The organism is Pseudoalteromonas citrea (assembly GCF_000238375.3).
In the GTDB taxonomy this organism is placed as follows: domain Bacteria; phylum Pseudomonadota; class Gammaproteobacteria; order Enterobacterales; family Alteromonadaceae; genus Pseudoalteromonas; species Pseudoalteromonas citrea.
Genome location: NZ_AHBZ03000017.1, coordinates 74,206 through 95,103 on the forward strand (window position 1 = coordinate 74,206; position 20,898 = coordinate 95,103).

General features: G+C 40.1%; 19 protein-coding genes. 4 read left to right on the top strand and 15 right to left on the bottom strand.

Annotated features, from left to right (window positions below):
* Window positions 1-11: 11 nt before the first annotated feature.
* The 7 genes from PCIT_RS11380 to PCIT_RS11410 all read right to left on the bottom strand — a co-directional run bounded on the left by PCIT_RS11380 (window position 12) and on the right by PCIT_RS11410 (window position 8,505).
* Window positions 12-1,088, bottom strand: a complete 1,077-nt coding sequence (locus tag PCIT_RS11380) for a glycosyltransferase (RefSeq protein ID WP_010363386.1) — start codon at window positions 1,086-1,088, stop codon at window positions 12-14.
* Window positions 1,085-2,584: a GumC family protein gene (locus PCIT_RS11385; RefSeq protein WP_010363384.1), complete on the bottom strand. Its 1,500-nt coding sequence runs from the start codon at window positions 2,582-2,584 to the stop codon at window positions 1,085-1,087. The genes PCIT_RS11380 and PCIT_RS11385 overlap by 4 nt, the downstream gene beginning before the upstream one ends.
* A gap of 130 nt (window positions 2,585-2,714) precedes the next feature.
* On the bottom strand, window positions 2,715-3,851 hold the full coding sequence (locus tag PCIT_RS11390) for a glycosyltransferase (RefSeq protein ID WP_010363383.1): 1,137 nt from the start codon (window positions 3,849-3,851) through the stop codon (window positions 2,715-2,717).
* A 2-nt stretch (window positions 3,852-3,853) separates the two neighbouring features.
* Window positions 3,854-4,564, bottom strand: coding sequence for an acyltransferase (locus PCIT_RS11395; RefSeq protein WP_010363382.1), 711 nt, complete (start codon window positions 4,562-4,564; stop codon window positions 3,854-3,856).
* A complete protein-coding gene (locus PCIT_RS11400; RefSeq protein ID WP_010363381.1) occupies window positions 4,536-5,921 on the bottom strand; it encodes an O-antigen ligase family protein in 1,386 nt (461 codons plus the stop codon). The genes PCIT_RS11395 and PCIT_RS11400 overlap by 29 nt, the downstream gene beginning before the upstream one ends.
* Window positions 5,914-7,323, bottom strand: coding sequence for a lipopolysaccharide biosynthesis protein (locus PCIT_RS11405; RefSeq protein ID WP_010363380.1), 1,410 nt, complete (start codon window positions 7,321-7,323; stop codon window positions 5,914-5,916). The genes PCIT_RS11400 and PCIT_RS11405 overlap by 8 nt, the downstream gene beginning before the upstream one ends.
* Window positions 7,324-7,353: 30 nt before the next feature.
* Window positions 7,354-8,505: a glycosyltransferase gene (locus PCIT_RS11410; protein ID WP_010363379.1), complete on the bottom strand. Its 1,152-nt coding sequence runs from the start codon at window positions 8,503-8,505 to the stop codon at window positions 7,354-7,356.
* A gap of 212 nt (window positions 8,506-8,717) precedes the next feature.
* On the opposite strand from PCIT_RS11410, the gene PCIT_RS11415 reads away from it, so the two are divergent.
* Both PCIT_RS11415 and PCIT_RS11420 read left to right on the top strand, forming a co-directional pair.
* The gene (locus PCIT_RS11415) at window positions 8,718-9,638 is read left to right on the top strand and encodes a glycosyltransferase family 2 protein (protein WP_010363378.1); all 921 of its coding nucleotides are present in this window, start codon (window positions 8,718-8,720) and stop codon (window positions 9,636-9,638) included.
* A 13-nt stretch (window positions 9,639-9,651) separates the two neighbouring features.
* On the top strand, window positions 9,652-10,059 hold the full coding sequence (locus PCIT_RS11420; RefSeq protein ID WP_010363377.1) for a response regulator: 408 nt from the start codon (window positions 9,652-9,654) through the stop codon (window positions 10,057-10,059).
* On the opposite strand, the gene PCIT_RS11425 is transcribed toward PCIT_RS11420, so the two are convergent.
* The 4 genes from PCIT_RS11425 to PCIT_RS11440 form a co-directional block, all read right to left on the bottom strand.
* Window positions 10,048-10,956 (bottom strand): endonuclease/exonuclease/phosphatase family protein, encoded by a 909-nt coding sequence (locus tag PCIT_RS11425; RefSeq protein WP_010363376.1) that lies wholly within the window; start codon window positions 10,954-10,956, stop codon window positions 10,048-10,050. The genes PCIT_RS11420 and PCIT_RS11425 overlap by 12 nt on opposite strands.
* A 145-nt stretch (window positions 10,957-11,101) precedes the next feature.
* Complete coding sequence (locus PCIT_RS11430; protein WP_010363374.1) at window positions 11,102-11,533, bottom strand: acyl-CoA thioesterase; 432 nt, start codon at window positions 11,531-11,533, stop codon at window positions 11,102-11,104.
* Window positions 11,530-12,357, bottom strand: a complete 828-nt coding sequence (locus tag PCIT_RS11435) for a M23 family metallopeptidase (protein WP_010363373.1) — start codon at window positions 12,355-12,357, stop codon at window positions 11,530-11,532. The genes PCIT_RS11430 and PCIT_RS11435 overlap by 4 nt, the downstream gene beginning before the upstream one ends.
* Window positions 12,350-13,207 (bottom strand): 6-carboxytetrahydropterin synthase, encoded by an 858-nt coding sequence (locus PCIT_RS11440; RefSeq protein ID WP_010363371.1) that lies wholly within the window; start codon window positions 13,205-13,207, stop codon window positions 12,350-12,352. The genes PCIT_RS11435 and PCIT_RS11440 overlap by 8 nt, the downstream gene beginning before the upstream one ends.
* A gap of 195 nt (window positions 13,208-13,402) precedes the next feature.
* Between PCIT_RS11440 and fabA the strand changes: the two genes are divergently transcribed.
* A complete protein-coding gene (fabA, locus tag PCIT_RS11445; protein ID WP_010363369.1) occupies window positions 13,403-13,918 on the top strand; it encodes a 3-hydroxyacyl-[acyl-carrier-protein] dehydratase FabA in 516 nt (171 codons plus the stop codon).
* A gap of 63 nt (window positions 13,919-13,981) precedes the next feature.
* Here the strand turns inward: fabA and rmf are convergent, their stop codons facing one another.
* The 4 genes from rmf to PCIT_RS11465 all read right to left on the bottom strand — a co-directional run bounded on the left by rmf (window position 13,982) and on the right by PCIT_RS11465 (window position 18,981).
* Entirely contained in the window at window positions 13,982-14,152 is a 171-nt protein-coding gene (gene rmf, locus PCIT_RS11450; protein ID WP_010363367.1) for a ribosome modulation factor, read from the bottom strand.
* An 854-nt stretch (window positions 14,153-15,006) separates the two neighbouring features.
* A complete protein-coding gene (locus PCIT_RS11455) occupies window positions 15,007-17,016 on the bottom strand; it encodes a methyl-accepting chemotaxis protein (RefSeq protein WP_010363364.1) in 2,010 nt (669 codons plus the stop codon).
* Window positions 17,017-17,305: 289 nt separating this feature from the next.
* Window positions 17,306-18,232 carry an electron transfer flavoprotein subunit alpha/FixB family protein gene (locus PCIT_RS11460; RefSeq protein ID WP_010363361.1) on the bottom strand — a complete coding sequence of 309 codons (927 nt, stop codon included), beginning with the start codon at window positions 18,230-18,232 and terminating at the stop codon, window positions 17,306-17,308.
* Entirely contained in the window at window positions 18,229-18,981 is a 753-nt protein-coding gene (locus PCIT_RS11465) for an electron transfer flavoprotein subunit beta/FixA family protein (RefSeq protein WP_010363359.1), read from the bottom strand. Before PCIT_RS11465 ends, PCIT_RS11460 begins: the two co-directional genes overlap by 4 nt.
* Before the next feature lie 176 nt (window positions 18,982-19,157).
* On the opposite strand from PCIT_RS11465, the gene PCIT_RS11470 reads away from it, so the two are divergent.
* On the top strand, window positions 19,158-20,807 hold the full coding sequence (locus tag PCIT_RS11470; RefSeq protein WP_010363358.1) for an electron transfer flavoprotein-ubiquinone oxidoreductase: 1,650 nt from the start codon (window positions 19,158-19,160) through the stop codon (window positions 20,805-20,807).
* Window positions 20,808-20,898 lie beyond the last annotated feature (91 nt).

Here is a 20,898-nt window from a genome sequence, read left to right on the forward strand (position 1 = left end):
TTAGTTATTCCCTATGCGTTGAGGCCCTTATAAAGTTGATCATATTGTGAGCTCATTTGCGTTACATCAGCAATTGCAATTGCGTGTGCCCGAATAGATTGGCCCCGGTCTAGTTTGATTGCTTTAGTAAGAGCAAATGCTAGGCCACTCTGCGCTGTTGGACTTAATAAAATGCCTTGCTTTGGCGTTAACACCTCATGTATCCCACCAACATCAGTCGCCACAATAGGTAACCCACACGCCATCGCCTCCAAAATAGACAGGGGTAACCCTTCTCTTTCTGAAAATAAGCAAAAGACATTGATTGCGGAATAAAAGACCTGCATATTTTGCACGTTCCCTAAAAAATGCACTCTTTCTTCTAAACCCAGTGAAATAATATGAGCATGTAACTCTGCTTTTAAACTACCATCGCCTGCAAGTGCTAGATGATAGTCATCAGGTAACGCTTTCATACTGGTGATCAGTGCTTTATGGCCCTTTCCTGGTTCCAATCTGGCCGCACAGCCTACAATTTTAATAAACTTAGGTAACCCCAGCTGATACCGTGCGTGCTCCATATTAATCGCCGCAAACTGAGTACAGTCAATGCCATTTAATATCGTGTCATTGGTTGTAATTGATGTACGCTCAGTAAAATCATCGGCAACAACTTGTGCATCAGCAACCCAATGAATGGCGCAAATCTTATTTAAAAGTTTGGTGATCAGCCGCTGCTTAAAATTATTTAAATACCATGCATCATGAATGGTTGAAACATGTCTCACTTTTTTACGTTTTAGGCAGGCTAAACTTGCGTATAGCATGGGTCCAATATGATGGCTATGTATCACTTCTATTTCATGTTCATCTATAATTTCAACTAACTTTTCAACAACAGCCAATTCAAACTTCGGTTTCTTATTCAAAAACACCAGATGCGCTTCAATGTCCTTCAATTGCGGCCACCCTGCTAACGCATCAACCTTGGAGCCTTGTAAAGCCACCACAACACTGTTTTCTGCAAAGCAGCTTTTTTGCATCAGTGTTACGGCCATTTTCTCTAAACCACCAATTTTAAGATGCTGTACTAGATGTAATACTCTCATGATTGTTCACCTTCTATCTGTCGATTAAGCACTTCACCAGCGACAATATCGTCTGAGTTCAATCGAATAATGGGAAGCACGGTCAATACAGGCTGTGCAGCTAACTTTTCTATTGTGGAAAGATCTTTCAAATGGCTGTCGCATAGCGTTGCGACAAATACACATGCAAAACCGGTAAAAATACCGAGTACAATTCCCAAAATAGCTGATACAGATAAAGCTGTATTGATTGCCTTGGTTGGGCTGTAAGCTCGTTCAATTGTTTTTACTTTGTCTGGTCCCTCATACTTAACCAGCTTGCCCGTGACTTTAGCCATTTCGTAGCGGCTTAGCATGTCTTTATATAGACTTTGCTTTACATCATAATCACGTTCAAGCTTGCGTAACTTTTTTTCTATATCGCTGGTGGTCAATAATCGCTGACTGAGTTGAGCTGCTTGCTCTGAGATCATGTCGAATTCTTGTTTATGCTGTTGCACCATATTTTTTGCTTCTTCTAAAGCAAGAATTTGAGAAACTAGTACGGTACTTTCTCCATTAGGCCCGCTCGATAACGTATTTGCCATTTGCCATAACTTATCTAAATTGTTGACATCTAGTTCACTACTATGGCTCAACAGTGTTTGCTGGCGACTCTTTAAGTTAGCCAGCTCACGCGTTTTTTCTACGACTTTACTGTGTCTATCGGTATAGCGGGTTTTTAATAAACTTAAGTCCGATTCTGCTCTGATTATTTTCTCTTCCAAACGGCCCAAAATAGGGTTTGCTTGCCCAAGTTTACTTGCCAGCGCTTTTAATTTTGCCTCAGCGCCAGAAAGCACAACAAATTTTTGTTGTTTGTCGTTAACTAATTTGTCGAGCATCTGCCTGTTACTATTTAATACATCAGGTAATGTATCGCTATATTTTACTTTAAATTTTGCTAAGTCATCTTCTGATTGTTCAAGCTCTGCCCGCAGGGCATCAAGCTGCTGATAAAAGAACTGCTCAGAGGTGTCTAAAGATGCTTTTGTGGGCGCCAATAACCGCTCAATGAACTTTTCTACGACTTTTTCCAAAATTAGCTTCATTTGCGTTGGGTCATGCCACTTTAAATGGATCCTAACGAGCTCATCTCCTACGAGTGATAACGAAAGCCCTTGTCCAAGTTTTTGTTGAATTAAATCAATTTGGTTAGGTGTCGCTCCCTCAGGAAGCAGTTTGGCCTCTTTTGCGACAGCACTGAGGACCTTTCTGCTAATAACTAAAGTTCTCAGAGCTGCCATACGGTTTGACAGCTCAAAAGAAAAAGACAGTTCATCTAAAAATGGGTTTAGTAGTGATGACTCTTCAATTAAAATAGTCGCATGGTTGGTATACTGTTTTTGCGCCGTTGCCGCTAATAAAAAAACCACGATAGGTACTATAATTAAAGGCACAGCGAACAACTTCGCTCTGCTGTATAAAGCATAAAGAGCGAGGTAAATCAGTCGTTTGATTTGCTCTTTTACTAACATATACTCCCTACCACCACTTTTTCGCAAATTGCAAAGAAACAGTCTTAACGATTTGCATTATGAAAAAAATTGCCAATTTTTAGACCTGTCCTTGTTATGTTGCAGGGTATAAGCCAATAATTACTTAATGTCAGCTAAATGATGTGAGCTGTTGCTCGACAGATATCGCTTTGGCGGACCAGCTATGCTTAGCAGCCAAACTAGATTGATTATCTCTCCAGCCTCCATTTAATACATGGTTTAATGCAATTGCGGAGTCTACCCTTTCAATAAAGCCATTGTGATCATGGGCTATCAGTATTGTCTCAGGGTATTTCTCTACAGCGGGGAAACACGTTGCTACTACGGGTGTTCCGACTGCCAGATACTCTTTAAGCTTTAAAGGGTCGCATGCTCTGATCTGCTTGTTGTCTATAAACGGGAGCAGTGATGCATCCCAGTGCTGTGAAAACTCAACAAGCCTATTATGTTCAACCGCTGCTATATGCGTCACATTGTCGAGATTCAGTAACTTATCAATATTCGTTGAAATATTACCGATCAGAATAAGTTCATAATTCGGGCGCATAGTCGCTAATTTATATAAAAGGGAAATATCTAGCCACTCATTCAATGAGCCATAAAAGCCGACTTTATAGCGTTTAACACTGCGGATCTCTGGTGCTATTTTGACGGGTTTGGTAAATAAGTCATAATCTACCCCGTGAGTTAACATAAAGGTTTTATGACTAGGCATTTTTTTGTATAAGTGGTCACTTATCACGTAAATAAGATCAGCTTTTGCTATTAGCTTTCGTTCAATCGGTTCAATCATGTCATGATCAACACCAGACAACGCAGTAAAGTCATCACCGCAATAATAAACAACTTTGTCTATCGGACGTAACTTAATCATAGTGATTGCAGTAGGAACACTGATCCAATATAGAATTGGCTCGTTAGACTCAAATTTCTTTTTAGCAAACACAAACTCATTAAAAGTTTGAATATAGATGTTGTCGTGCCAAGGTAAAATCGGCAAATTGTAGACTACGGGATAAGTATTCTCACTAGGTGTTATATCTGTACTGCCATTACTATTTTTTTTAGTAAGTAATTTTTTTGCTTTATTAAATAAACGGTGCACGTCTTTGAGCTTAATGCTGGGTTTTCTCATGCCAATTGAATTTATCCAATGTACTTCATGGCTTTTAGATAACTGCTTAAACAAGTGCTGCGTGCTGCTCGGGTGTGCCCCCCAATCTTCACCAAATACGACAAATTTCATGGTTATGCTCCTTGTGGTATTTGCTTAACTATTTTTGCAGGGTTTCCGGCAGCAATGGTATAGCTTGGCACATCTTTTGTTACCACACTTCCCGCACCAATAATGGCACCCTCTCCTATTGTTACGCCTGCAAGTACCGTAACACCAGTGCCAAGCCATGCGCCTTTTTGAATAATAATAGCCCCTATTTGTGATTCATCGTCAGGTAGCCCTTTCGCACGTGCGTCACTATCAATCGGGTGCCCAGGAAATCCAGCTAAAAATACCCTTCCTGCCAGCCTTACGTCATCATGTAGCTCAATGCTAGTACCAACAGAAAATGCATTCTGCCATCCTACATCCACGTTATTACCAATTAACAACTTAGCTCTGCGTGACTCGCTGTACCTGCCACAGAATGTACTGATCCCTGACATACGAACATTATCGCCGAGTTCAATATCAAGTGGCCCCAAGATTTGTGGCAAACCACTATATAAGCAAAGTTGTTTTTTACTTCCTTTTACCTGACTTTTAAGAAGCGGTGTGTAATAAAATATTCTTAGCACTTCACTGGCCACAAACAAAACCAGATGATGCAACTTGAATAAACAATGATGTAACACGGGTATGACTATCATTTGCGGATTGCGAATTCGTTTGGCCAATTTAAATAGCTGCTTAGCAACTGCATTATCGCTATTCTTAAGCCATGCTTTTAGTGCTATTACCATAATTGCGTTCCTTATTATGATCAGTTGCCAACTTTTCCAATGCTATAGTTAATGACAAAATAATATACAGAGGCCATGTAAATGCTTGAGTCAAAAAGGTGCCCGATACCATAAACCCAATCAACCCAGCTTTTAAAGCATAGGCATTAATAGCTACTTTTGGATCGTAGTTGACTTCATTTGTACGAATTGTTCTGTTTAAACTGCGATATATTCCGACAATCACGGTAAGAAAAACCATCAAACCAACAAACCCCGTCTCACCCAGAACTTGAAACCACGTGCTATGTACAGCATGGTTCTTTCCATCCCAGTGGGGGCTATAAAAGAAATAATTTGAATAAAAGTTATTTACCCCCACACCAGTCAATGGGTTGCTGAGCGCCATATTAATCGCAGCCTGCCATGCATATATTCGCCCCATTGCCGAGGCATCAACCCCATCTTCTGCGGAGCCACCGCTTTGTCTGTCAGTGATCCCCGCGAATATCACCATGGCCAACATACCTACTGCACCTATGGCACCGACAATTATCGGGTTCTTAACTTTTTGATACACAAAGAAACTTAAAACAGCGGCTATTCCTAATAAACCACCACGGCTTTGTGTCGCGATCACACCGCTGATCACTAAAAACAACCCAATACCAGCCAAGGCCCTACGTAATTTATGGCCATTACTATCAAATAATTCTGCAGCTAAAAATGACACAGGAAACATTAAAACGAGCGATAGATCATTAGGGTCACCGAGCTGGGAGCGTATATCTCGAGAAATAGTGACACGCGTGCCTTCAACCAGCCCAATTCCGTTGGCTTTATTATGTAAAGCCACCAAAGCAATCGATACACCCGAACACATAATGCCAATGCGAACTAAGTTAAAATGGGGTAGAGTCGTCATCCACCAACTTATTGCAAATACCATGATAAATACTTTGGTAAGAATACCCGACCAATAATCAATGGCTAAACCGCGGTTAGACGCAGCAAAAACACATATAGTTAACCAAATAAACAATGCAAAAAATAAAATATGACAAGAATTCCAATGAGGTTTCAATTGTTTAGTAATAAACAAGTGCCAGAAAATCCCCAATAACGAAGCAAGTGCCAACAATTTGGGAATTTTAAATGGCATTAATACAGGGAAGGCTTCATGCAGCCTAAAGTAGCTAAAGAGAATAAACAAAATTACAAATGCAGTGCTAACTCGCACCGCTGTAAATGCAGCAAATGGCATGATGATAATTGCGAAAGCGGCAATTGGCCCTACAACCTTATAAAGGGCTAGCACTAATAAGGTTGCGAGTGCGCCACTGAGTAATAATTGATTCTTTTTGACCCACTCAGACATAGACTCTCCTTTTTGGGAGTGACCTGAGCCCTTGCAATACTTCTCGACGATATACCCGGCCTAAATTACAAAGCAATAACACGACCACCGAGCTTTGTATGAAATACATATAACTTGGCTGAACATAAGCAATTATAGATATGGTGATTAAACTCGCCCATGGAATGTACAAAACATGGTAATCATAGGTAATATGTTCTAGCCGCTGACTGACAAACACGAATGCTAATGAACGGAGAAACTGGACAACCATTAAGGATATAATCACACCGTCAATCTGATAGGCAGGGATGCTATAATAAAACGCGCTAATAATTAACACCGCACTCCCCCCATTGATATAGCTCACCCAAACACCATTTATATACTTATAACAAGCGATATTTAAAACATCACTATGGTGGCGAAAAACAACGACGAGTATCAACGCTATCAGCCATATGTCATTACCATGGTAACTGCTGGGCAATGCAATATTAAAGAGGATTGGCGCTACTACCATCATCACTGCGCACAATAAAAGGCCCATATTTAAACTACGTAGTGCTTTATAACCATACTGCGCTGGAGTATTCGCCAGCACATCAAAGCGCTTCGCAAACCACCACATTCTTACTGGTTCAAATGTAAAGGATGTCATTAAAGCAAATTGAGCTGCTACAAAGTAAACCGCTAACGCACTCTCCCCTTCCTGTGCCACAATAAACCAATTTTCAGCGCCATTAGATGCGTACAAACTTAATGAAGATACTAAAATAGACAATAAAAATAGACCATGGCGACCACTGAGTTGCCTTTTATAGGTTATTACGTTGGTTATAGTTGGTATTAATAAAAATAAAGAAACAAAAAGGATTAAAACAGCTGTTGCTGCGCCAGAAAGCATAACCCCAGATACACCAAAACCTGTTAACAGTAACGAAATACTTAACGTTGTTTGTAACAACCCATGCGTTACCGCCAAATAGCAATAGTGTTTAGCGTTATCCGTCAAACGATAATAGCTGTAAGGTATGGCTAGTACTGATGATGCGAATAAGTTAATGCTTAACAAGCGCAGGTTTAACGCCGATACATCGCTAGGCAACATACTAATGAGTTGGTTTGTGAATAAAAAAACAATAATTAAAAATGTAAAACAAATGGCAAGACTCACAGCCAAACAATCTCTGAAAAAAGCGGCTCTATCTACCTCATTATCAAAATGTTGCCGAAATAGTAACTCAGGTAAACCGAGACTAAGTAACAATGAACATATAGCAGAAATAGAGACCAAGAAGTTAAGGCCTCCGTACTCATCTTGTGATAATACGCGCGTCGCAATGGGCAGCATTAAAAAGCCAAGCCCTTTCAAAACCAATATCGCTACACCATAATATGCTACTTGTTTAAGCCCGCCCATCACTGAGTCCTTGTACGTTCACTCGAAAGTTTATAATGCTTGCACCCAGCTAGATAGCTTCTCGGCTTGCACTTTTGCATTAAAATGTTTGGCAACAAAACGCTTACCGTTTTGTCCCATACTAAAGCGTTGATATGGTGAAAAGTCACAAAATTGTGAAAGCATTCTTGTTAAATCCATAATATCTGACGGCTTACACTTCATACCCACTTTCTGATTTACAATTTCTTTCGCGCCCATAAGTTCAGTGGTTAGTACAGCAATACCAGAGCCCATAGCTTCTTTAAGCACTAACGGACCCGTATCTCTGTCTCCATTTCTTGCTATGCAAAACGGTGCTACCAACGCAGAGTAATTTTTCGTATTGTCAGCTATCCATGTTGGAGGCTTTCGCCCAAGAAAGTTAACGTGCTCTTTAATCCCTAAGGCTTCAACCATAAATTTAAGGTCGTTCATAAGTGGGCCATCACCAACAATATCTAAGCTGATCTGATGCGTAAGTAACGTGTTTTTCAATGCCGGCATTAGAAAGTGTAGTCCCTTTTTTTCAACTAAACGGCCAATAAAAAGTAATTTCACGTCACTATAGGCTCCTGCTGGTGCTTGGTTAAAGCGCTCAAGGTTAATACCGCAATGCAGTAACTTTACTTTACTGTGCGTGTGGCGGCTAAATTGATTAGCCATATCCTGACAAACAGCGACGGAGAAGTCACATAAGGAGAGTTTTTGAGGGATATCAGATTGATTTACATAGACATCATGCCCGTGGCCAATAGACGAAACGGTTATATTGGCTAATTTAGCACCAACGATGCCATAAGCTAAAGAACCATGCATAAAATGACAATGTAAGTGCCCAATATTTTTTTGTTTGATTATGTTCGCAATGCTGTAACCATAAGCCACCAGTGAAGAGGTCGAAATCGATTTCATTTTCGTTGCCGACATGACCCCTCTCACTAACTTTGGAATGTTAAATATGCTTAGGGCCAATTCAGAAGTAGTCGGTTTCGCTACCACCGTTACATTAACTTCATGGCTGAGTGCTGGAGATTCGCCCATTTTTTCGAAAGTAATTACAGTTACTTGGTGACCGCTCGCTACCAGTGCATTAATTTCTGTGACCACAAAAGTCTCTGAAGCAACTGGGAAGCTAGGAACTAAAATACCGATATGTTTCATAATGTGCACTCCTGCGTGATGATATTTAATATACGCAAGTGCCATGCCGACTAAAATTCATAGAATACGGGCTGTAGTTCAATCGTTTTGCAATCAAATTTGCATAATGCAATGCAATCAAAGAATTCTTTGGTACAGAACGCCATATGCAGCACAAAAAAGTTGGCGTTGTAATTGCGTAGTTCAAAGGACGAAACAATGGAGTGCACATTATGAAACCAGACGTCTCAGTCATCATCCCAAATTACAATTGCAAAGCATATATTTGGAAAGCCCTAGCTAGTGTCCTAAAACAGTCGAACGTAGACATCGAAATTATCGTGGTCGATGATGGTTCTAGTGATGGAAGCGTTGAATGGTTAGAAAAGGCTCAGCAAACTTACAAACAATTAGTGCTCATCAAACAAGAGCAACGTGGTGTTGTCGTCGCTCGTAATAATGCCATCACGCAGGCAAAAGCCGACCATATCGCTTTTTTAGATGCAGATGACTATTGGAGCGAAGATAAACTTTCCAATCAGCTAGCATTTATGAAATCACATCCAAATTGCACGTTGAGCTTTACAAATTACATGCATGTAGACGAGCAGTATCAGAAAATCATAGATTGCTTTTCATATTGGCCAGAGTTTTATAACAAAACTCTTCAAGGGTCTAATCACTATCAACTATTGAACAAAAGCCAAGATCTCTTGCTTTACGCTAATGTAGTTGGAACATCAACTGTAATGGTCGATAAAGCTGCCATAATCGATATTGCATGTTTTGACAGAAAGTTAAAAAGTGCAAGTGATTGGGACTGTTGGCTAAAATTAGCATCTAAGGGCGAAGTTGCGTACACTTACCAATGTGCAATGGATTATTTGATGCGTTCCGATTCTATTACATCCAATAGAATAAAGCGAATAGACGCTATGAAGTTGATTTTAAATCGTTTTATACATAATAACAAAGTTAGCTGGCTAACCCAGTTAAAAGCGGGAGCACGGCTAAATGAATGTTACGGTGAATACCATAGAGAAATGGGGCAAAAAATACCAGCTTTGATCAGTGCAACCAAAGCTTTTATGCTTTACCCTCATAAACGTAACTTAAGACATTTATTGCATGACCTAAAGAATTTAACCGCATAAATAGGAATTGGCTATGCATTCAATTTTAATAATAGACGACGAAGAAGCTGTACTTAGAGCGCTTGGGCGTTTATTCAATAGAGAGTATCAGGTTGAGCAACATAACGACCCGCTAACAGCGGTATCAAGTATGGAGCATAAGAGTTTTGACCTAATTATCTCAGATATACGTATGCCAAACATGGATGGATTTGCTGTTTTAAGACACTTTCAATCACTACACCCAGATGCTGGGCGTATTTTAGTTAGTGGTTACGCCGACATTGAGGATTGTCAGAAAGCCGTTCGTGATGGCCTTGCCCACATGATTGTATCTAAACCGTGGGATAATTTTGAACTTAAATCTGTGGTTAAACTTGTTTTAGAAAATAGTGAACTTAAGAAGCAAAATAGAGAGCTTCTCTCAAAATTAAAAACTTAAAGTGTGCTCTAACAATAGATGGTCACTGCCTACAAAAGGTGTGACCTGTAATGTATGAATATTCATCTCTGGGCTTGTAACACAATGATCTATCGGTAGCCCTATAAGCGCACTTGGCCCTCTTTGAGTTGCAACCCAACTGTGGTAATGCCCAAACGCTTTATAACACCACTTTCCTTTATTGATAGCAATGTAATTTGACCAAGGCACAGTATTTAAATCCCCGACCACTAACCAAGGTCCTTCTATATCATTTAACAACAAAGATATCTGCTCTAGTACTATATTTCGCCTATGCCATAGCGCCGGTGTTCTGGGTGATGGAGGGTGAACGGCGACAACATTTAATATTTTTTGATTAACTAAGAGTTTTAAATGTACATAGCCCGCCTTAGGGCTTTCAATATGAACAACCTGCCGATAAACAATAGGATGCTTTGATACAATCGCTATCCCCATTGGAAAGCCTTCGATTTCATTATATCCGAATCGAGCAAACTTGGGTTTTACCGCTGCAAACATTTCTCTGTGTTTATCTGAGAATTCAAATAACACCAATAGATCCCAAGTTTCTTTATTAAAACTTGCTAGGTGTTGTTCTATCTTACTATTTGAATACCGTAAGTTAATTTGCTTTGTATGAAGCTCATTTGCTTTTTTATCTAAATCAAACGAAGGCTGTGGAATAAAATGCATAAAGGTCACAAACAAGCTTATCGTTATTGTTAACAACCCAAAAGCTCTACTTTTAATAAATATTAGCAATGCCAAGCACAAAGACCCAAGTAAAAGCTGCCCTCTTAAGCTATGTACTATGTCACTAATGTAACCATGATCAAAAATACCATAAGCTAACAGCAGTAAGACTACATAGCCAAACCCCAAAATATAATTCATAAAATTTCCCCTTCTTCGTTAATGAATAGCTTTAAAGTCGAAGGGTTGCAACTATTGTTAAGAGTTAATATAAAGCCTCTTTGTATGATGTGTTCTTTTTATTACAGAGTTAAACAAAATAATTTTTGTTTAACTCTGTAATTGTTTACTTAAAGCCGTGCAGCATTTTATCGCATACAACAGGGGTCGGTCTGTGATTATCATCCACAGCAACAAATGTAAAGCTGCCGGAAATAGCCAAGTGTTTGTCGTCCTTATGCATTCTTTCTAGGTAAATTTTAACTTCGACTTTTAAGCTCGTATTCCCTACATGTACCACTTTTGAAACTAATTCAGCAAACGTCCCAGCAGGAATTGCCTCCTTAAAGTCAACTCGGTCAGATGAGATCGTAACCAATGGCTTTCTACAGAAACGTGTTGCAGCTATAAATGCTGCCTCATCCATCCAAGCTAATGCGTCACCACCAAAAAGTGTATTGTGATGATTAGTTCGACCAGGAAACACAGTCTTAGTGATAGAAGTTACAGACTCATCTATTCGTTTTGCAATTACGTCATCTTTATTTATATCGGTCATTTTTTACTACTTTTGTTCGCCAATGTATCGTTCATTAATAATTGTGGATCTAATCGTTCACCAAACCAGTTAAAGCGCCAATCTAGATGAGGGCCAGTCACGCGCCCTGTTGCACCGATATCCGCAAAATGCTCTCCAACCTTGAGCTTGTCCCCCACTTTTACATGCACTTTATTCAAGTGTATATAGGTAGACGAAATACCATGGCCGTGATCAATAATTACGGTACCGCCACTGTAATATAAGTCATCTTGCGAAAACACCACTTGCCCACTTAAAGGCGCCCACACAGGGGTTCCCGTTTTATTCGCTATATCTAATCCATAGTGTGGATTACGTGGTTTGCCGTTAAAGAACCGCTGACTGCCATACACACCTGAAATACGACCTTTAGCAGGCTTAAGGACTGGGTCTAAAAAGTATGTTAAATTTGAGCTTGTTGCTCTGGCTGCCCTAACCGCTTTAGCTTCGGTTCTGATCCGTTTAAGGACTGAATCTGGTGGTGTAACATATTTTTTTGCGACCCCCGTGATCCTGTCAATATCGTATGTTCGACTCGTTATAACTAAATTTGTTGATTCAGATTGACCATTATTCGTCACCCAAGTAAGTGAGTGTTTCGATTTAGCATCACGACCAAAGCCAAAAACAAACTGACCATCATCAGTCAGTTTTAGCGGTTTATCGTTAAAACTGACTGACTTGGCATCTTCAATTTTACCAACAACCATGCCACCTTGAGTCAGGTTCCCCGTTAACTCTAGGGCCTGAGTTGAATAGGTGCCGATCAAAGCTGTAATCAATAACCACCCATGTTTAAGCATATGCTATAGCTCCTTTGCCAACTCCCTCGTAGGCTTTAACAGTGACTTGCTGTGATGGGTGTGATTTTTTAATTTCACAGGCTAAGTATTCTGCAATACACTCAACGGTTGTATCGCATGGCAATACATCACATCGCGCCTGACTAATTGCTAGTTCAAAATAGCCCTGTGTTGCTTCATAAGCAAAACAATAATCGGTTGATAGTGCAGTCACATGTTTTAAATCAGCAGCCGATACCTGATCTTCTAAAGTTCCTAAGTAGATATCCTGCCATTTCATCGCCCATTCTTTTTGTAACCTCGGCATACTCATACCATCTAATGCTATACCTATTAGCGAACGATGTCCGTGTACGATTCTCTGACAGTTACCATCATGCTTTTTTAGCCCATGGCTATAATGATAATAAAAGCTTGTTGAAGGCTCTGGGCGCAGCTCTATGCCGATATCTTTAACGTTATTTGGCATTGCAGGCATAATCACTGACTTCAAAAACGTAATAACAGCTGATTCATCTACATGTTCTGATGGCAGCAAACAAACAGCTTCACTTGGCGCACTCATTGCCAAGTGATAATTATCACCAAATAAACAATCTAACTCGACACGTTCATTTGCCACCGAAACCTCGCCATTGACACCATTTGCAATCGCAAGTTTATGATCTATTGTTTCATCGATGATTTTTTTTATTTGTTTTTTAACTAATGCAAAATCTAAAACCATTGATTCATCATTTAGCTGGCCATGAAGAGTTAAGTCGACAATCCAGCTTTCACCTACAGCGCCTCGTCGGTTGCATAGGTAAGAAAAATCAATAACAGTGAGGGCATCTACAAAAAGGATCATAAACTTCCGATAAATTAGTTTAAATTCTGGCGATATTATAAAGATTTTTAAGATAAAAATCGCCTATATAAACAGATAGAATTCAATTTAAATGCGAATTGTTCTTATAAAAGGTTGAAATTTAACTGTTCGGAGTTGTCTAGCGTACAAGTGTACGCTAGAGTAGCGTGGATTTTAAAGCAAAGATTGTGAACTATGGAACCGAAAAATAGCTATACAAAAGAAGAATTAGTACTTTGTGGTCAAGGCGAGATGTTTGGCGAAGGTAATTGTCGCTTACCAAGCGACAACATGCTTATGATGGATCGTATCGTTGAGATAAATGACGACGGTGGTGAGCATGGTAAAGGGCTCATTATCGCAGAACTTGATATTAACCCAGACCTTTGGTTCTTTGACTGTCACTTCAAAGGCGACCCGGTAATGCCTGGCTGCCTTGGCCTTGATGCAATGTGGCAATTAGTAGGCTTTTTCCTTGGTTGGTCTGGCGGTCCCGGTCTTGGTCGTGCATTAGGTGTCGGTGAAGTAAAGTTCACAGGCCAAATCTTACCAAACGCAAAGAAAGTAACGTACCGTTTAGACATGAAACGTGTTATCAAGCGTAAACTGTTTATGGGTATGGCTGACGGGACAGTGGAAGTTGACGGCCGTGTTATTTATGAAGCAAAAGATTTAAAAGTAGGGCTATTCCAAGATACCAGCGCATTCTAATTTTTATGTGCATAAACAACAAAGCCCCTTAACTGGGGCTTTGTTGTCTCTAAATTCTGGTTTTTATGTCTTAAACATATTTCTATTTTCAATTGCTTCTCGCCACCCGCCTAGCCATTCCGACCTTGATTCTATTTGTTGATACGGGCATAAATCTTTAGACCGCCCGGATAGTCCGGCTTTAAAACCTTGAGAATGTGCTCTTTCTAAACGGTCTCTTTTCTGTCTCTTCATAGGTAAATTCCTCACCTTAATTTGTTCAATGATGCTGTAGCCAAATTGACATCAACATTTAACGAATAGTTAATAACATCTAAAATATCAAATTTACAGATAATGGTTCTATGTCAATGCTATCTAACTACTTGTTTATATGAAGTTAAAAATTTCTATAGGCACAGGCTATATATCACCACACAGCCATTGAAAATTTCAGAATAATAAGCAATATAAAATCGGCACCACGATAAATGAATGCCTTTTATTAGCAGGATTGGCCAACCCTAGGTTCCAATAAATCACATTAGAGGTAACAGTGCAATGCCAATTATTGCAATGCAAATTCCCGAGCCCACCTTTAAAATACAAAATTCAACAATTGATACTTTTTAGCAAAAATTATTCACTTATTGATAGACGAAGTCTATTACAAGCTAAAACTACTGAAAAAAAACATTCATATTTCTGACATAAAATCATAGTGTAAAATTGGTATTCATAACAATGTATTACAAATTTTGCTGTATGCTTTTGGTGTAAGTTACCTATCTATGAGCCATTCCACTACCAAATATCGCTATTATTTTGCAAGTTGAGACTAATTGAGGTCGTTATGAAAAGTAAATTTGAAGACTTACAAACCTGCTAATTGAGGATTCAACACCGCTCCTTAGAATAGGAAAGACCACGTTTTGATAAGGTTGAGCTTTCGGTTATGTTGCAACACGTCTACAAATGACGAAAGCAAGTTTACGAATAAGACCAATACATAAAACGAAAAAGGCACTAATTTACTCCAGTGCCTTACTACTTTATTTCATGAAACACGTCGTCCTTGAAATTCACTCCAAATTTGCTCAATAAACAGTCTAGCGCAGTTTGAACCTTTGTACCAGTTCAGCCAAACGAGCAGCTTGTTCATTTAGTCCTTGCGCAGAATGTGCAGCTACTTGCGTGTCCTGTAAAGAGCTCTGGCTTGATTGTTCTATATTGGAAATATCTTTAGCCATCTCGCTTGCAACCACCGACTGCTCTTCAGTTGCCGTGGCGATTGATTGAATCATCGCCGCTATTTCAGAGGCTCCTTGCACTATTCCCTCTAATTGCATACCCGCATCTTCAGCCATTTGTACGCTACTATTTACCTGTTCTACAGAATTTTGCATGGAAGAAACAGCATGCTCAGTTTGAGATTGAATTGATTGCACCGTCGTTACGACTTCATCCGTTGCTTTTGATGTACGCTCAGCCAGTGTTCTTACTTCATCAGCAACTACCGCAAACCCACGGCCTTGCTCACCAGCTCGTGCAGCCTCAATTGCCGCATTCAAAGCCAGCAAATTAGTTTGTTCCGCAATGCTACCAATAACCCCTATTACGTTACCTATCTGACTACTTAGCTCCCCCAAGTGGGTCACATCGTCGGCTGTACTTTGCACATCAGATGACGCACTTTTAATTTTTGTCACAGTCCCTTTTACAGTGTCACCACCTTCCGTCGCTAAGTTACGCGCTCCATCCGCATGGCTTGCCGCTACTTGGCTTTGCGATGCAACTTCTGACACCGTCGCACTCATTTGCTCTATTGCGGTCGCCACCTGAGTTGATTGCTCCGCTGATGACTGACTTCTACTTGCTATTTGGTTATTGGTGTTCGCTATATCATGACTTGACACTTTGACTTCAGACACAACACCAGTTATTGCACGGAGCAACTCATTTAAGCTTGCCGACATTTTATTGGTCGCTTCGGCTAATGCGTCAATTTCGTCATTACCAGAATGATTTATATCTGCTTTTGAAATGTTGCCTTCACTAATGCTATTTGCGGTGTCTAAAACCAAAGATAAGCGAGATACGATTGATTTACTGATAAAGAATGCAACAACACCCGCTAAAATAGCCGCTACCAGCGTGATCAAAATAATAATAAGCAACGTAGTATTGAGCCCATCAACTAATGTATCTAACGCTTTTGTTGCGTCAATACGCTCCTCGTCAGAAGACACGGTCAAGATATCAGATAACTCGCGCAAAGTTGTATCTGACAGCTTTTTAATTGTTGCTTGTGCATCAGCATAAGACTTTGGATCATATGAAGAGAAGACATATTTTGCTTCTGTTCTGATCTTGCCATAAAGCGACTCTATTTTCTGTATATCTTGGAGTTCATTAGGCTTTTGCTCTAGCGGTTTCAATAACGCTAAGTAGTTTTCAAAACTTTGTGAGTCTCCCTTAAAGTCCGTCGCTGCATTTTCATCACCCGTTGTATGCGCTATAACTGCGGAAATCATATCTCCCGCCTCATCAACGAGCTCAAGGTAATACCGAACACCTGGCAAATCATCATTGAGTGATTCTTGCAAGTCAGATGATTTCAACGCGTCATTAAACTCTTGCTCTTTCAATCCATCAAGCAACGCTTCTAACTCGCCACCCGTTTCCTTTTTTAATTTATTGACCCTATTTTTTACATTCTCATAGGCTAATGGGTCAAATTGCTCGAACACTTTTTGTCTTACTTCTGATTCATAGTACTCAATTAATTCAACAATCTTAGCCATTTTTTCCCGATCAGACTGCTTTGCAGATTCATAACCATATAACTCTTTTTGTGTTGTAATAAAATCATCATATAAATCATCAAATTTGTTTACTTGTGACTTATCTCCCGCCATGTATTGCAGCGATGATGTACTCAGCTTCATCTCAAGTGCCAATAATTGATTGTATAAAATCATTCCTGGTAGGTCGTCTCCTTTCACCTCAAGAGCCCGTGCCGTTTCAGTCGATACTTTAAACCAAACCGTTGTGCTTGAAATTACCATCATAACAATCAGTAAGCCAAACGATAGGAACAACTTTTTACTAAGATTCATGAACTTACCCTTGTATAAATTTGGTACAATCCACTCCTTGGCCTAGCCAGCTCTCCATGAGCACTAACTCACACGAAAGTATTGGCCAAAATTTGTAAATATGCCAATAAACAAGGGAATACTTGCAAGATAAGAAATAAAAAAGGAAGGGCTGCCTTAACTAATAACAGAGCATTTCATTTGAGTGATGGTACTTAAATATATAACTTGCGTTAATTATTTGAAATAAAAAAGCCGCGGCCACAGGGCACAACGGCTTAACAATCAGAATTTATTAAAATATGTTGTGTTATAACGCACTTTCAAGCTCAGGAAGCATATCGAACAAATCACCAACTAGGCCATAATCAGCGACTTGAAAAATTGGTGCGTCAGGATCTTTATTGATTGCAACAATTACTTTCGAGTCTTTCATTCCCGCAAGATGTTGAATTGCACCGCTTATACCCACAGCAATATATAAATCTGGCGCGACAATTTTACCTGTTTGTCCTACCTGCATATCATTAGGCACAAACCCAGCGTCAACAGCTGCACGAGAAGCGCCTATCGCTGCGCCTAGCTTATCAGCGATACCGTTTAATAACGCAAAGTTTTCGCCATTTTGCATTCCTCTACCGCCAGAGATAACAACTGGCGCAGCATTCAATTCAGGTCGCTCTGATTCAGTCTGTTCAATGCTAACAAATTCACTTAAAGTATTAGTCACATCAAACGATAAGGTTTCAACCTCACACGGACTCTGCTGCGCTTGGCTATCAAATGCGCTCGCTCTTACCGTGAGTACTTTCAGCGCATCTAGAGACTTAACGGTCGCAATCGCATTTCCTGCATAAATAGGTCGTTTAAAGGTATCACTATCGATAACGTCAATAATCTCTGATATTTGTGACGTATCTAACAGCGCCGCGACTCGTGGCAAAATGTTTTTCCCAGTGGTCGACGCGCTTGCAAAAATATGAGAATAACCGCCAGAGATTTCAACAACTAAATCTGCCGTATTCTCAGCTAGCTGATGCTCAAAAGCCGCACTATCTACTACATGAACTTTTGCTACCCCATCAATCTCACTCGCCGATACAGCAGCTTCACTAACATTATGACCTGCGACTAAAACCTCAATGCTTGAAGCAACTTTTACTGCAGCATTAACAACCTTTGAAGTTTCGGCTTTTAGCTGACCGTTATCATGTTCTGCAATGACTAAAACTTTCATGAGATCACCTTAGCTTCTGTTTTCAACTTAGTTACCAATTCACTTACGCTTTCAACAATGACACCCGATTCACGCTTACTTGGCTCTTCAACTTTAATTAATTCAACACGTGGAGTTAAATCAACATCAAGAGTACTTGCTTCAATCGTTTCAAGCGGCTTGCGCTTTGCTTTCATAATATTAGGTAGTGAGGCATAACGCGGCTCGTTTAGCCTTAAGTCTGTAGTAACAACCGCTGGCAAGCTTAACGATACTGTTTGCAAACCGCCATCGACTTCTCTTGTCACTTGAACTTTGCCACTTTCAACAACGACCTTTGACGCAAATGTACCTTGGCTGCGTTTAGTAAGCGCTGCAAGCATCTGCCCTGTTTGATTATTATCCGAATCAATAGATTGCTTTCCTAAGATCACCAACTCAGGTTGCTGCTGCTCAACTAGTTTTGCTAGAAGTTTAGCAATGTGTAAAGACTCAAGTTTAGCGTCTGTTTGGATATGAATTGCCTTGTCAGCTCCAAGAGCAAGTGCCGTGCGTAGCTGTTCTTGACATGCCTTGTCACCAATTGACACGGCTATAACCTCTGAGGCATTTCCCGCTTCTTTTAACCGGATCGCCTCTTCAATAGCAATTTCGCAAAAAGGGTTCATCGCCATTTTAACATTGGTTAAATCAACATCAGTGTTATCCGGCTTGACTCTTGCCTTTACGTTGTAGTCAATCACGCGCTTGATTGGCACAAGTACTTTCATAGTTACTCCGTCATCATGGTTATTCATAACGCTGACGCCAACGTCAACATATTTATTTTATGGATTCAGACTACTTCCTGTTGACGTAAACGTCAACCTAAAATAACCTTAGTTTAACTTAATAAAAACTAAAGTCGTTCTTTAGTTAATATACCGTCAAAGATAATGGGGTAATTATGGTTGAACGTGAAACCATGGAATTCGATGTAGTCGTTGTAGGAGCAGGCCCTGCAGGGCTATCTTGTGCAATAAGGCTAGCTCAGCAAGCACAAGAAAAACAACAAGAACTCATGATCTGTGTGGTTGAAAAAGGCTCGGAAGTCGGTGCGCACATTTTGTCTGGTGCCGTTTTTGAAACGAAAGCGCTCGATGAGCTCATCCCAAACTGGAAGGAATTGGATGCTCCTGTAAAAACAGAGGTCACTCACGATGATATTTACTTGTTCCAAAATGAAGAAAAAGCGATCTCTATCCCACATTTAGCTGTGCCAAAAACATTCAAAAACCATGGCAACTATATCGTCTCAATGGGCAATGTATGTAGATGGCTAGCCGAACAGGCCGAAAACTTAGGAATAGAAATTTTCCCAGGCTTTAGTGCTCATTCACTCATTTTAGAAGAAGATGAAGTCAAAGGCATTGTCACCGGTGATATGGGAGTTGGCAACGACGGACAGCCAAAAGACAGTTACATGCCTGGTATGGAATTGCGTGCTAAATATACAGTTTTTGCTGAAGGGTGCCGTGGGCATTTAGGTAAACAACTCATTAAAGAGTTTAATCTAGATAGCGATGCTACACCGCAACATTACGGACTGGGTTTCAAAGAAATATGGCAAGTCCCACCTGAGCAGCATAAGGAAGGCACCGTTGTTCATGGCACCGGTTGGCCGCTTGATAAAGAAACATCGGGTGGTTCATTTATGTATCACGCTGAAAATAATCAGGTTGTCGTCGGACTAATCGTTGATTTGAACTATACCAACCCATACCTTAGCCCATTCGACGAATTTCAGCGAATGAAGCACCACCCCGTCTTTAAAGCAACATTAGAAGGCGCTGAACGTGTTTCATACGGAGCGCGTGCAATTGCAAAAGGTGGATTCCATTCATTACCGAAAATGCATTTCCCGGGAGGGTTATTAATTGGGTGTGATGCAGGTACGCTTAACTTTGCTAAGATCAAAGGTAATCACACCGCAATGAAATCAGGTATGCTTGCTGCCGATAGCATAATAGAGGCATTAAACTCAAATGAGCATAATGCGGATTTAGTGGCATATGCTCATAAATTCAAGTCTAGCTGGATATACGACGAGCTATATCAATCGCGAAACTTTGGCCCCGTGATCCATAAATTTGGTAAAATTTTGGGGGGCGCATACAATACCATTGATCAAAATCTATTTAATGGCGCGTTACCTTTTACATTTAAAGATAACTATCACGACCATGAAGTATTGAACAGTGCCAGTAGTTCAGTCGCTATTGACTACCCAAAACCTGACGGAAAACTGAGCTTTGATAAGTTATCTTCGGTGTTCTTATCAAATACTAACCACGAAGAATCACAGCCATGTCATTTGCAACTAGCAAATACGTCCATCCCAATTGATGTAAACTTTGCTAAATTTGCAGAGCCTGCACAGCGATACTGTCCTGCCGGGGTATATGAAGTGACCAAAGATGACAATGGCCAATCACAATTTGTGATCAATGCTCAAAACTGTGTGCACTGTAAAACATGCGATATAAAAGACCCGAGTCAAAACATTACATGGGTCACACCTGAAGGGGCCGGTGGTCCAAACTACCCAAATATGTAATTACACACCACATAACTTAAATTCCAATCTGCAGGGGCCGCACGGCCCTTTTTATTTGCCATAAAGAAAACGCAAAAATCTAAATTTTGCA